The following is a 14,239-nucleotide window of genomic DNA, read 5'->3' on the forward strand; positions in this document are numbered from 1 at the left end:
TGGTTTGCTAATTGCTGCTACTGTACCTCATAACAGCCGGAAACGCTGTATGTGCGAGAATTTCAGCGTCTTTATGCTGATGTAAGACTGGGCGTACCAATTTTCGTACAAGAAAGAATTGCCAAAGAAGAAAAACAATGTCCGCAGATTGCTGCTCCTACTAGTATTGTAGATAGTACACCAATCAATATTAATACAGCGACTTTAGAGGAGTTGGTAACACTTCCCGGTATAGGAGAGCAATTAGGGAAGAGAATTATCATAGCCCGTCAGCAAGAGAAATTCACATCTCTAGATGATTTAGCCCAGGTTTCTGGAATTAGTACCAGAATGACACAACAATGGCGCGATCGCATAATCTGGTGACGCAAATATCAGCCATCACAAAATCCTCAAACCGAAGTACAGCCAACATTTAACTAATGATCTGACTTTGATTTACACATTTTATCAGTAAATATACCGTTTACAGGAATCATTATATGTAATTTATTCCAATTTATGATCATCTATTTAAGAAAAATTACTTAGCTATGGTAACCACTGAGGTGGTTAGGACATGGGAAAAGTCTAAAATCCTGTCACAGGAAGTCTTTCATTTTTGGGCGAAGTTCCTATTGGGAAAAATGAATTTAGGTAACGCTAATGGTGATTTAGTTATAGTCCCTTCATCGCTTGCGGGGAGGGGGTTGGGGGTGGGGTTCTTGTATCTTACTCAACTGAGAACCAATATAATTCAATTTACCATGAAAAATAAAATCTATATATAATAGCATGATAGACATATTAAATATATAAATAAATTACTATCAACACTAAAGTTTTACAAAATACCAGTTATTTTTTGCATATATTTAGCAGATAAATCGACATAAAGACTCAAAAAATCGGAAATCCAGGGATTTATCATCAGTAATTAATTATATGTTTTTTAGATAAAGTTCCGGATTATTACTGGCGAAAATGATCCCTTGACAAGTAGTATATGACGATACACTGATAATAATTATTATTTAGTCAAAACCAGAACTAAGTAAGTTTTATTCAGTTCAAACATCTCTGCTGTGAAAAAAGTCAGGAAAATTTTAATTCTTCAGGAATTTCCCTGATTTAAGGATGTGCGATCGCAGCAACACTGAGTTTTACATCCTCACAACAAAGAAGTTGTGCTTAATTTTCCTGAAAGCTATGCAGAAGCAGTTTAGATGTGCATCCATTGTTAAAGTTCACAGTTTTTGGGAGTAAATCACGATGAACTCATTGACAAAATTTTTGTCACAAAGCGCCTTCACATTGGTGGGTTTAGGCCTAGCCACTGTTCCCGCACAAGCCCTTGTAATCACCACAAATAACAACGCTGGCGCTTTAGCAGGTGGTATTTTTGATAGTACTCAAGCACAAATTACAGGTGCTGTCTACAATGGCGCACCTGTAGCTGCTGGTACTTTCACTGGTGGCTTAGGCATATTTGGTATAGATACTGGTCTCATTTTAAGTACCGGTAATGTAAATCTGGCAACTAATCCATCACTTCAGGGACAAGAACCCCCTGGAACAGGAAATTTTCCTAATGAAGATCAGTTCGGAGATCCAACTTTAACAGCCTTACTTCCCCCTGGTGGAAGAACAAGAGATGCGGCTTCTTTGATATTCGACTTTATCCCCACAACAGATACAGTTGAATTTAGATATGTTCTCGCATCGGAAGAATATCCCCCTGGAACAGGCCTTTTCAATGATGTATTTGCCTTCTTCTTGAATGGAGACGAAGCGGGAAATAATATCGCCTTAGTTCCTGGTACTGAAACACCAGTTTCCATCCGCACTATTAACGCTAACACCAACTCTGGATTTTTCAGAAACAACATCCCAGACAATTTAAACATTGGATACACTGGTTTGACTTCGGTGTTAACTGCTAGAGCTACTGGATTACTTCCCGGTGAGACAAATACACTGAGACTGGCCATTGCAGACGGAGGTGATGTCTTTGGAGATACATCTGTGTTTATTGAGGCTGGCGTTTTCTCTGACCCAGGCCCAGACCCAGACCCAGACCCAGACCCAGACCCAGTAGACCCAGGCGAACCAGTAACAAGTGTTCCTGAACCTACTACCATGTTGGGTTTGTTAGCATTCGGTGCTTTTGGTGCTAGTACAGCCTTGAAACGCAAACAACAACAGAAAGGTATTGCTCAAGTATAATCAACCATATATTTACTAATTATTTTCACTGCCATGTCTGTCAATGGCAGTTTTTTTATTACCATATCTTTACAAATCTACATTTGTTGACTAATGTATTTATTATTTATATATTTTTTAGATAAAGTTTCACCATAAGACTGGTAAACAGTATCATTTGATCTGTATTATTTTTCCAATACTAGTAATAAATATTATTTAGTAAAAAAAACGCAAAAAAACCAAGTGTATAAATTCAGTTACAGGTATGGCGAACACCGGATGCAACTAATCAAGAAGTATTTTGCATAACATCTCTGCTGTATGAAAAATGTCAAAAATTTGCCTAACTTCAGTATGTGCGATCGCTGGGTAACACTAAAATTTACCCCATAATCACACAAAACTTGTGCTAAATTTGACTGAAAGCTACACCAAAAAATTGGTTAGATGTGTGTCCACTTTGAAAGTTAACAGTTACTTAAGAGAAAATTACAATGAACTCATTGACCAAATTTTTGTCACATAGTGCATTTACATTAGTCGGTTTAACTATAGCCTCAGTTCCCGTTTACGCCCTGACAGTGAATACAACTAATGATGCGAACGCTCTAGTTAACAACATTTTGGGTGAAGGTATAACTTTTTCCAATGCTACATACACAGGCGCAGCCAATGGATCTGGTTTCTTTACCAACGGCTCCTCTGCCGGAATTGGGATAGATAGTGGTATTATTCTCACAACTGGTAATGCATCACAAGCACAAGGACCAGTTATACCGGTTCCCGTTGAGCCAGGACAACCTGTACTTCCGTTAGGAACTAATAACTCTTTACCAGGAGATGCTGACTTAAGCGCTTTGATTGATGATGCAGCTACTTTTGATACTAGTGTTCTAGAATTTGATTTTATCTCAGAAACTGGTGATCTCTTTTTCAACTACGTTTTTGCATCACAAGAATATCCGGTATATGTTAACAGTGCGTTTAATGATGTATTTGCGTTCTTCTTAAATGGGGAAAATATTGCTTTAATTCCTGGAACTACCACTCCAGTTTCCATCAATTCTGTCAATAATGGAAATCCCAATCCACAGTTCCCAAATGAGGACACCTTTGCTACCAACCCTCAGTTTTTCAATGATAACAACTCAGGAAATTTATCTCATGGGTATAATGGTTTTACCACAATATTCACAGCTCAAGCCACTGGATTAGTTCCCGGTAGCAGTAACACCATTAAACTGGCGATCGCAGATACAGTTGATAACTTTTTTGATTCTGCTGTATTTATACAAGGCGGTACTTTCTCTTCTACTCCTATAGATCCCGTAGATCCAGTTGACCCTGTAGATCCCACCCCTCCAAGCACCTCTGTTCCTGAACCTACAACTATGTTAGGTCTATTAGCATTCGGTGCTTTTGGTGCAACCACAACATTAAAACGCAAAAAACAGTACACAACTGCTTCTCAGTAGAATCTATTAATCAGTTAGTTCAAGTACATTTTGACTGCCGTTGAAAGATAGGGCAGTTTTTTGTGTTTATATAGATAATTTCTAGATACGACCTGCAAGATTTTACTTACATCTGTCATCAGCCAATTAATACAAGTATTTGCAGGCTCTTAGTGTGATTCGTTCTGTCGAAACGAATAGAAATATTCGGGGATGACAGGCAAGGGAAATATTCGGGAGAAATTCCGACAGAACCTTGACAACTCAATTTTTCGTGATGGTGTAATTCCATCCCTCCAAGTGCAGGAGTGAAAGCAAGTCCCCCATTTCAGCAAAGTGGTTCTTTGTTGGGATGAAGCGGGGAATCATGGCGGTAACTGCAAGCCTAATGTGGAATCCCGCCTAGCATAGCTGGTCATGGGTAGGAATACGAATCTCTTGACTGAATCATCGTAATGCAAAACAAGCCAAAAGGCTGTCAGGCTTGTCCCAAAAGGGAAAGGATAAGTGGTTGGCTGATTAAGCGGCAGACCAATATGCACTCACAATAAACCCGGTGAAGAGAGAGAACCCTAAAACCAACGACAAACGAAAAACTGGGAACGAAGTAACCCCCTAATGTACTCTCCAAAACTGGTCGAAATTTGGAGCAGGTAGCCAACCGGAAGTCATCAGGGGGAGGGATTGCCTCAGAAGCCAATGCCTTCTTGTAACGAGGAGGATATGCAGACGGAGACACGGTGACTTGGATTGTGGAGGTATTAGTAGCAATGTATACATCTAAAACGAGTTTCAAGACTACGGTGGAATGGAATGCTATCCCTTGGCGAAAGCTAGAGAGGAAAGTATTTAAGTTGCAAAAGCGCATCTACAAAGCCTCGCAGCGTGGTGATATCAAGGCAGTTCGCAAACTCCAAAAAACGTTGTTGCACTCCTGGTCAGCAAAGTGTTTAGCGGTTCGTAGGGTAACACAGGACAACCGAGGTAAGAAGACGGCAGGAGTGGATGGGCTGAAAAACTTGTCCCCAAAAGCACGTCTCATCTTAGTAAAATCCCTAAAGCTAGGTTATAAAGCTGCCCCCACTCGAAGGGTGTGGATACCAAAACCGGGTGCAAAGGGAGAAAAAAGACCCCTTTCTATACCCACTCTATACGACCGCGCCTTGCAATCGCTAGTAAAACTAGCCTTAGAACCTGAATGGGAAGTTCGTTTCGAGCCAAACTCCTTCGGCTTTCGACCAGGAAGAAACGCCCATGATGCAATTAAGGCAATATTCAACACTATTAAGCTGAAACCTAAATATGTGTTGGATGCCGATATTGCAAAATGTTTTGACAAAATTGATCATAATGTTCTGCTGTCAAAATTAAATACATTCCCCACCATTCGCCGACAAATTCGTGCATGGTTGAAAGCGGGAGTGATTGATTTCTCGGAATATGCTTTGAGGGAGAAATCTGACAACACAACAACATCAATGGGTGTTCCACAAGGGGGTACGATTTCGCCGTTATTAGCGAATATAGCCCTCCACGGTATGGAGAATAGAATTAAACAAGTTGCTTTAAGTCTACCCGGCTCTCTAGCGGCGAACTATACAGCAATAAGCTTAATTCGATTTGCAGATGATTTCGTCATTCTGCATAAAGACCTTGCCGTTATCCAAAGATGTCAGCAGATTATTAGTGAGTGGTTAAGCGAATTGGGACTGGAATTGAAACCAAGTAAAACCCGAATATCTCATACACTTAATATGTATGAAGGTAAGGTTGGTTTTGATTTTCTGGGTTTCACTGTTCGACAATTTCCTGTTGGAAAATATCACAGTGGTAAAAGCTCAAGCGGAAAATTACTTGGTTACAAAACTCTAATTACCCCAAGTAAAGCAAAGCTGAAGACACACACGCAGAAGATAGGTAAATTGATTGATGGGCATAAGTCAGTACCACAATCTGATTTAATCGCTCATTTGAATCCCGTCATCCGTGGATGGACAAACTACTACTCAGGTGTCGTCAGTAAACGCATATTTAACCAGGCTGATACAACATTATTCAGCCAGCTAAAAGCATGGGCAGAACATCGTCACCCTAATAAATCTTCCCGATGGAGTTGTCAAAAGTATTGGCAAACCGTAGGGTCTGATAATTGGGTATTTAAACCCCATAACCAGAAGATTCGCTTATTTAAGCACCGTGAAACTCGCATTGTGAGACACATACAGGTGCAAGGAAGCCGAAGTCCATTTGATGGTGATTGGGTGTACTGGAGTTCGAGAATGGGTAAACATCCTGAAGCTTCAAAAAGAATGGCAACACTCTTGAAGATGCAGAAAGGAAAGTGTACTCATTGTGGACTGTTTTTCAATCATGAAGATTTGATGGAAATCGACCATAAAATCCCCCGTTCAAAAGGCGGTAAGGATAGTTACGACAACCTTCAATTACTTCATGGACATTGCCATGATGCCAAAACAGCAGCGGATAAAATTGCTGTTTCAGTTCCAGAGATAGATGAGGATTATCTCAACTGTAATCCCTTTTAACTCTGAATTTAGAGGTGTGCGTGACAAGCACCAAATCATTGAGGAGCCGTGTGAAATTAACGTTTCATGCACGGTTTTGTAGCCGAGTCAGGAGGGTGACTTCCTGGCTTAGGCATCCATGTATGAGGAGGAGAACGTTTTCCCCACACCTTCCACACCCTGCCCTGACAAGGTTTTAGCTTATCTTAGTCCCATTCACATGAGGCCCTTGTTGCCGTTTTATAATGAAAGGATGCAAAAGCTTACCATTACCCGACCTGACGATTGGCATCTGCATCTCCGCGACGGTGCAGCACTGAAAGCGGTTCTGCCCTACACGGTGCGTCAGTTTGCCCGCGCGATCATCATGCCGAACTTGAAACCCCCTATCCGCTCAGTGGCAGATGCGGCAGCCTATCGCGATCGCATTCTCGCCGCCATTCCAGAGGGGCAACAGTTTGAGCCATTGATGACGCTCTACCTCACCGACAACACCAGCCCCGACGACATTCTCCGGGCGAAAGAATCCCAGTTTATCAAAGCGGTCAAATACTACCCAGCCGGTGCAACGACCAACTCAGACTCCGGTGTGACAGATATTCGGAAGTGCGATCGCGTCTTTGAAGCGATGCAGCAGGTGGACATACCGTTATTACTGCACGGGGAAGTAACCGATAACGATGTTGATACGTTTGACCGCGAGAAGGTGTTTATCGAGCGACATTTAATCCCCCTCAAGCAGCGATTTCCTAACCTGCGGGTTGTGCTTGAGCATATCACCACTTCCGATGCGGTGCAGTATGTCCTGTCTGCCAACACCATCGCGGCCACAATTACGCCACAACATTTGTTGTTTAACCGTAATGCCATGTTCAAAGGCGGCCTTCGCCCCCATTTTTATTGCCTGCCCATTTTAAAACGGGAGGAGCATCGTCAGGCTTTGTTGCAAGCGGCAACATCGGGGAATCCGAAGTTTTTTCTAGGTACTGATAGCGCTCCCCATACCCGCACCAGCAAAGAAAGTTCCTGCGGCTGCGCGGGATGTTTTTCGGCTCTGCACGCCCTTGAGTTGTATGCCGAAGCATTTGAAAGCGTGAAAGCCCTGGATAAACTGGAGGCGTTCGCTAGCTTCTATGGTCCAGATTTTTATCAACTGCCGCGTAATACCGAGCGAATTACCTTGTCCAAAACGAGTTGGCGCGTTCCTGATCAAGTTCCATTTATAGAATCTGAGCTTGTACCTTTGGGGGCGGGGCAGGAAATGACATGGCAAATGGTATAACCAAGCCCCGTTGGGGCGGGGTGTGGGGTGTGGGGTGTAGGAGAAAAAAGAGCATCGAACAACCATTGGGTCACAAGCCTCGTCTTCTCAAGACGATTGTATTGGTGGGGTTCCAAGCCTCGACCAATACCGTCTTCCCACTCAGCTACCCCCAACACCCTATGACAAATGTTCGGTTACCGTAATTTGGCTAACAACGAATCGCACGATGCCTTTGTTATCAACTGTCATGAATCAATTGCAGCAACGCCTCCGTGGAAATCTTGCCACTTATATCAGTACCATCCAGCAAGCTATCAGCTAAATCACGCTTGTGGTGATGCAATGCCACAATCTTGTCTTCAATAGTATCCTTTGCCACCAAGCGATAGATCGTTACTGGGCGTTGTTGCCCAATACGGTGGGCGCGGTCGGAAGCTTGGTCTTCTACTGCTGGATTCCACCAAGGGTCAGTATGGATCACATAATCGGCGGCAGTCAGATTCAACCCAGTACCACCCGCCTTGAGACTAATTAGAAATACATCTCCTGTTCCTGCTTGGAACGCATCCACCCGTTTTTTCCTCTCTGCCACTGGCGTACTACCATCTAAATATTGATAATTAATACCTTGCTGCTCTAGATAATCTCTAATAATGTGTAAATGGTCAACAAACTGACTAAACACCAACGCCTTATGGCGATTTTCCAGAAGTTCACCCAGCACCTCACCAAAAAGTTGTAACTTAGAACTGGATAACTCAGTGTCAGGCATCACCAAACTAGGATTACAGCAAGCTCGACGCAGTTTCATAATTTCCGCCAAAACTTGCAGATGTTTCTTTCCTGCCTCGGCATCGCTTTCGGTGAGTTTAGATATTGCCTGACGGCGCAAGGCTTCATAGAATGCCATTTCCTCCCGACTCAACTCCACATGAAGTAAAATCTCAGTCCGTTCAGGTAACTCTTCTAACACCTGGTTCTTTGTCCGCCGCAACAGAAATGGTTGAATCAGTTTTTTGAGTTTATTACGTGCTTGTTTATCCTGAAATTTCTCAATGGGGATAGCAAAGCGTTGATTGAAACTTTCAAAAGAACCCAATAACCCAGGGTTAATAAAACGGAATAAATTCCACAACTCACCGAGGTGGTTTTCAATGGGAGTCCCAGTTGTAATTAGTTTAAAGCCAGATTTCAAATTCATGGCTGCCTGAGAACGTTTAGTGGTCATATTTTTAATCGCCTGGGCTTCATCCAGCACAATCGTTTGCCACTGCACTTCAGAAAGCATTTGAGCGACTTCTTCCTGCTGCAATAAACCATAGCTACATACCAACATATCCAACGGTTGCAGTTCATCCAGTAATTTTTGGCGATTAGCACCAGCAAACTGCACAATATTCAGCGTAGGGGCGAACTTCTGCGCTTCACTCACCCAATTCATGCACACGGAAGTTGGGGCAATAATTAGGGTTGGCCCCTCATGGGCGTGGTTGAGGATGACAGCCAATGCTTGCACGGTTTTACCCAGTCCCATTTGGTCTGCCAAACAAGCGCCCACACCCCAATGTGCCAGACGCGCCAGCCAACAGAAGCCATCCATTTGATAGTCGCGTAGTTCGGCTTGAAACGTAGAGGGCAGTTCTGGTTGGAGGTTCTGCACCTCCTTAAGCCGTTGGATATGTGTCTTCCAGTGTTTATCGGTTTTTACCTTGCCCACCTCATCGACAAAATCCTCTAACCCTAATGTTGCTAATGGGTGAAAACGGATACCTTTGTTGTGTTTTTCCGAAAACATTCGCAATTCGTCGAGACGTTTCCGAAAAGCTTGAGTTAAAGCCAGAAATTCACCATCTCCAAGGGGGATAAAACGACTGGGGTTTTTCTCTAAGAGTTCTAGTAGTTGCTGCATATCCAGCACCATGTCGTTACTCAATTTCAACTCCCCAGTGGCTGCAAACCAGTCTTGTTGTCGTTGAATTGATAAATTAAAGTCTTTCAAGTCTGCATGGTGGCGAACACGCAGTTTTTCTCCTTCTGGCCAAGCCATGACGACGCTGTTTCCCAGTGTTTGCAGTTCTAGCAGCAGTTCTAAACATTCTTCCGGGTCTTCTATTACCCATTCACCATCTTGTTCTTCAATTCGAGTTAATGTGGGGCAAGCGGCTATAGCGGCCTGGGCAAGTTGCTGTTCTTCGGGCAGATTGCGTCTGGTTTGGAGACGTTTCCCATCAATTTCGGCAATTACAGTTTCACCACCTGTCCCAGGACGGAAGTAGGGGCCACCCTGGGCAAAGGGGCGTGACAACAGAGTAACTTTCAAGCCGGTATTAGCGGGTAATAGATGAATATGGGGTAAAGTCTGGGCGGGGACTTCTTTTGCTCCTTCTAGCCCCCCACCAATATCAGAATGCACGGTGACGATACCAGAGACGGCATTGATGGCTGCCAAGACTTGCTTCTCGGCGATCGCAGGCACGTTTAATTTATTATCTTTGCCGATAATTTCACCAATGCGTCGGTGTTCGGCGGTAATTTCAATTACTTTAATCCGGGTTGGGGTTTCTTTAATATTGAGAACATTTTGTGATTCGGTTAACTTGGGCGAAAATTCCAAGGTGAGACGACCTTGTTTGCCTTTTTTGACTAGCAGTTCTGGTTCTCCCTTGACGATTTCTACACGAATATTGGGCGTATCTTCCCAAAAAACTAACGGGTGTCCAATTAAGGCAGAGATGGCTTTTTCACTGAAGGTATACTCGACTTTACCGTAATAAGAACCATCATTGTATGCCTCAATATAACTACATACCCGCATATCTTGGGGTGTAATATAATTAAATTCACTCAAGCTACTACTCAAACGTTTGATAGCTATGGGGCGGCCTTTACTCCACTCTCCCTTGGCATTAACTTTTTGTTCTCGTGGTTGCAAGATACATTTGCTGGGATAGAAAGTAATGAACCATGCTAAACGTAGTTCTGACTCAGCTTTTCCAGGCGTTTGTGGTACTTTCTGGAGATTTGCTAGGGCATTAAGACACATTTCCCAAGCTTCCTGGGGTTGTATCAGGTCTACGATGGTTTGGATGTTGCTATCTTCGCGCAGTGTTGCGGCTTGTTGACGATAGTTACTACTGGGTTTGAGTCGAGATAAAAGTTCTGCGCTTTCCATTGCCAACCAGTAATGACCGGATGCAAGCGATCGCCTATAGAATGGTTCTAGTAAATCAGGTAAGCGTTTTTTTGCACTGTCAGCATCCATCCAGTAAAGGCACAGAGAACAAAACAATGTTTGTAAGCTATTTTCTTCTTCTACCGAAGAAATGTAGGCACTAACTATAAATTCTTTTTGGGTAATATCCCCTTGCTGAACTTGGAGGATAATTTTCAGTCTGGCATAACTAAACTTGAGCCAATGATCTGATTGACGAGAAATGAGACTGGCGTACTCTTCTGCTTCTTTGAGGCGTTGCATTGAGCCATCTTTTAACAGTGCCAGGATAAAAAATAAGCCTCCCATTGTATTGAAATATATTTGGCGTTTCCCCTTAGCTTTTTTGAAGGCTTTGAGGGCATCTGTATAATATTTAATAGCTTGGTCGTTCTCACCCCGCAGAAAACTCAGCCAGCCCCAAAAGACAAGGGTATGATCTTGATATTTCTCAGATATGCGCTCTAAAGTTTGTTGTGCTTCTTGGATGCAGCCCCGTAGCAGTAATTGTTCTGTGAAAATCAGTTGCAGATAATCTGAGTTATGTGTTCCGTCTGTAGAGCATTCTTCTTCTAGCAGTGTAAATACATCTTCGGATGCAGACAATTTTAATGCTGAATCGAGGAGTATGCTAGATATGCCGCGTTCATATAATTCTTGTGGTAAGGTATTGAACCAATCTGCGTCAAAGGGGTTATTGCATATCTGCTCGAAGATATTTCCTATAGAAACTTTTTCTTCATCATAACTGTACTTCTGGTAATCTTCAATTTGCTTATTAATAAAACTAGGGTCTAGACGATAAATACCTATGCGGATTTCTCTGATACATTGGCGGAGATTTTGGAACATTCGACATTCATTTTGCCAATGTTTACGTACGGGTAAAGTTTCCTCTACTGCCGTGACTAATATCTCAAACTGCCCTGTTTTTACCGCATGACGAGTCGCAATTTCTGTGAGTAACGGATGGCATTCATGACCTTGCTTACTTTCCTTAATTAGCAAACCTGCTTTTAACAATTTGTCGATTTGGGGACTTAGGGTTTTAGTGCCAAAAGGTTTATTATTTTCATCTACTGCCCTTGTTTTACTGAGGCAACTCAGGAATGAGTTTTTATCTATGGGTGCAAAAATTACCGAGTACAACTGAATAATTCTTTGGGCAAAAGGAGGTAAATCAAAGTATTTTTTTGCGAGTTGAGTTTGTAACTGTGTGGGATTAGGTGCAAAGTTAGTCATGTTATTAATTTAGTTCTTTAAATAATTCCATTAATTTGCGTTTACGTCCATGATTCGCTTCTAGTTGTGAGCGATAAGCAGACCATTCAGCTTTTTGTCCAAGTTGAAAATAGCCAGCTTTTGCTTTTTTTAGCCATTTAACCGCAGCATGATAACGGTCAGCTTTGCCTTGTTCCATAATTGGTTCTGCCCGTGTGCGGGCGTGATCAATTACCCAATCAGGACGATGAGAAATTGCGGCATCCATGACGGTATGAAGCAGTTCTGAAGCATAGTAAATATCTCTTTCTACTGTTCTCATGGCATCATCAATTAACCCTTCATACAGGAAAATATCAACTTTAGTTTCTTGTGATACCCAAATTGATGTTTCTTGCAATCTTTGGAGTAAATCTTGTTTGACTATTAACCAAGTTTCACTTGCCAAGTCTTCTATTTTTCTATAGTCTCGAAATGATGGTTTGATTTTGAAGGCAATGATGCTGGCATTTAACGCCGTGGTATGATCCTCTAATCCTTGGGCTAAATCACTTGTCCAAGTAGTAAATTCATACAAACAGTTATCTGAGAAGTTTATACCTATTTGAGCTATTTCTAACGCTTCAGTTAAATACCCGTCTTCCCGCAATATTTTGGCTAAGGCAAAAGCCTCCTCTGCTTTTTCCATGAGTATTTTAGCCGCAGACATCGCCTCCTCTACTCTGCCCAACGCTGCTAATTGCGTCAGGTATTGCATGGTCATTTCTTCTGCTAAAGCTAAATTTAAATACTCTGTGTAACGGTTTTGACGTTCAAGAATTTGTAACCGAATCAATACTAAATCATCAGCAAAGCTTGGTCGTTCATCTTCCCAAAGTTGTATGGTGTCATCCCCTTGCATAATCTGTTGCAGTGGTTCGTAATCCCAACCTTGACGCAATGCTTCTAAACTCATGGCAAAATCTGCGCTGATTTCATCTTCCCATGATTCCAACATCACCTGCAAATCTACTATTTCTGCTGGAGATATCTCTGCACACAAAATTGCTTCTGTCCACGCGCTGTCCAGAGGTTCTGCTATGGAATAACTGTCTCCACCATAATCTAATAACTCATCCCAGTCTTCGGCATAAGTTGCAGTGATGGTTTCCAGAATTGCGATCGCATTATTTCCATCTCCATTTTCGGTAAATTCCCGCGCTTTCTCAATTACAGCCAGCAAATCATCTGTAAATGGGTCATCTTCTGAGCCATACTCCAATTCTCGCAATCCATCCCGCAAAATTCGCTTTATGTGAGAGCGAAACGGTGATGTGTCAATTTTACTTTGCCGGGTAGAAGGCGATTTTGTTACCAGAATCGGCAAATCTATTAAACTGACAAATTCATCAATATCTTCAATTAATTCTGGCCTATTCTCTACTAATTCTTGCACTAATCGCTGCGTTTGCAAGAGATCAAGGCGATTTAATAACTGTTCTACTGTGGGACGTTCTTCCACCCTCTCTGACTGACGCGAACAAGCCAATAAGGTGGCAACTATGTGTTTACACCAACCATCATAATTATAAGCACAGGTACATAAAGCTGAGGTTATTCCGCCGGCATCAAAACGAATACTGATTTGATAGGGTGTAATTTCATTGCCTTCTACCTCCGCCTGTATCAGATTACCTCGTTTTTTGAGAGCAGCGATCGCTCCCCTGCGGTAATATTCTTCACCACGACTGTAGGATGAAGCGTTGGAGTTGTGTCGTATGATTGCTTCAGAAATTTCTATAATCGACATAGCACCCAAGTTTTTTATTTTTAGCTTACGCTTAAATGTCCTTGATTTTCTCGTTTCATCTCTACCAAATGAAAATACTTAGTCCTGGGATGATTTTCGTGCCGATCTGGGAGGTGTGCGGTGTGCGCCAAAGTATTTCTCACTACGATAGCGTAACCATACCCGCAATACTTCCGGGATTTGCTGTTTTTGTTCTTTCGTTAATGTGTTATAGAGAACTAAAGCACGGTCTCTTTCACCCCGACAAGCAGCATTGTTGTGAGCATCCCAATAGTTGCGGGCTACTCGAATCCGGCGACAGACTTCTTTGATTAATGTTTCTCCAGTGAGTGGAGGGTCTGGCTTTGCCATAATTAGCGAGATAAGTTTATTATGCGATCGCGAAGCGCTGCTGCAAAGCAGATCGCAACAATTTAGACTCATTTGAGCAATTACGATTGAAGGTTTAAAAATTGTGACGCTTATTGCAGCTTCATAGAGTATTGTAACAATTTTCTCAGGGACTTTCAAAAAATAAATTATCCGAATAAACATTAACGTGAGTTCGAGGGAGAGGAAGGGGCAAAAAACTTGCTGTGTAAAAATTTG

At 42.4% G+C, this 14,239-nt stretch carries 8 protein-coding genes; 5 read left to right on the top strand and 3 right to left on the bottom strand.

Going from position 1 to position 14,239, the window contains the following annotated elements:
- Window positions 1–51: 51 nt before the first annotated feature.
- From ACM0OP_RS21835 to pyrC, 5 genes are all read left to right on the top strand, one after another.
- Complete coding sequence (locus ACM0OP_RS21835) at window positions 52–366, top strand: ComEA family DNA-binding protein (protein ID WP_414530514.1); 315 nt, start codon at window positions 52–54, stop codon at window positions 364–366.
- Window positions 367–1,251: 885 nt separating this feature from the next.
- Window positions 1,252–2,205 (top strand): PEP-CTERM sorting domain-containing protein, encoded by a 954-nt coding sequence (locus ACM0OP_RS21840; RefSeq protein ID WP_414530515.1) that lies wholly within the window; start codon window positions 1,252–1,254, stop codon window positions 2,203–2,205.
- A 476-nt stretch (window positions 2,206–2,681) separates the two neighbouring features.
- Window positions 2,682–3,662: a choice-of-anchor L domain-containing protein gene (locus ACM0OP_RS21845; RefSeq protein WP_414530516.1), complete on the top strand. Its 981-nt coding sequence runs from the start codon at window positions 2,682–2,684 to the stop codon at window positions 3,660–3,662.
- Between the two features lie 719 nt (window positions 3,663–4,381).
- A complete protein-coding gene (gene ltrA, locus ACM0OP_RS21850; protein WP_414530517.1) occupies window positions 4,382–6,187 on the top strand; it encodes a group II intron reverse transcriptase/maturase in 1,806 nt (601 codons plus the stop codon).
- Window positions 6,188–6,419: 232 nt separating this feature from the next.
- A complete protein-coding gene (pyrC, locus tag ACM0OP_RS21855) occupies window positions 6,420–7,448 on the top strand; it encodes a dihydroorotase (RefSeq protein WP_414530518.1) in 1,029 nt (342 codons plus the stop codon).
- Window positions 7,449–7,668: 220 nt separating this feature from the next.
- Here the strand turns inward: pyrC and ACM0OP_RS21860 are convergent, their stop codons facing one another.
- The 3 genes from ACM0OP_RS21860 to ACM0OP_RS21870 form a co-directional block, all read right to left on the bottom strand.
- Window positions 7,669–11,883 carry a DEAD/DEAH box helicase gene (locus tag ACM0OP_RS21860; protein ID WP_414530519.1) on the bottom strand — a complete coding sequence of 1,405 codons (4,215 nt, stop codon included), beginning with the start codon at window positions 11,881–11,883 and terminating at the stop codon, window positions 7,669–7,671.
- 4 nt (window positions 11,884–11,887) lie between these two features.
- Window positions 11,888–13,651, bottom strand: coding sequence for an SWIM zinc finger family protein (locus ACM0OP_RS21865; protein WP_414530520.1), 1,764 nt, complete (start codon window positions 13,649–13,651; stop codon window positions 11,888–11,890).
- Window positions 13,652–13,729: 78 nt separating this feature from the next.
- The gene (locus ACM0OP_RS21870; RefSeq protein ID WP_414530521.1) at window positions 13,730–14,002 is read right to left on the bottom strand and encodes a Precorrin-3B methylase; all 273 of its coding nucleotides are present in this window, start codon (window positions 14,000–14,002) and stop codon (window positions 13,730–13,732) included.
- Between the last annotated feature and the right edge of the window lie 237 nt (window positions 14,003–14,239).

Source organism: Nodularia chucula CCY0103 (assembly GCF_963923915.1).
In the GTDB taxonomy this organism is placed as follows: domain Bacteria; phylum Cyanobacteriota; class Cyanobacteriia; order Cyanobacteriales; family Nostocaceae; genus Nodularia; species Nodularia chucula.

Coding starts and splice junctions, on each gene's coding strand:
- ACM0OP_RS21840 (WP_414530515.1), top strand. CDS start 1,252: ATGAACTCATTGACAAAATTTTTGTCACAAAGCGCCTTCACATTGGTG.
- ACM0OP_RS21845 (WP_414530516.1), top strand. CDS start 2,682: ATGAACTCATTGACCAAATTTTTGTCACATAGTGCATTTACATTAGTC.
- pyrC (WP_414530518.1), top strand. CDS start 6,420: ATGCAAAAGCTTACCATTACCCGACCTGACGATTGGCATCTGCATCTC.
- ACM0OP_RS21860 (WP_414530519.1), bottom strand. CDS start 11,883: ATGACTAACTTTGCACCTAATCCCACACAGTTACAAACTCAACTCGCA.
- ACM0OP_RS21865 (WP_414530520.1), bottom strand. CDS start 13,651: ATGTCGATTATAGAAATTTCTGAAGCAATCATACGACACAACTCCAAC.
- ACM0OP_RS21870 (WP_414530521.1), bottom strand. CDS start 14,002: ATGGCAAAGCCAGACCCTCCACTCACTGGAGAAACATTAATCAAAGAA.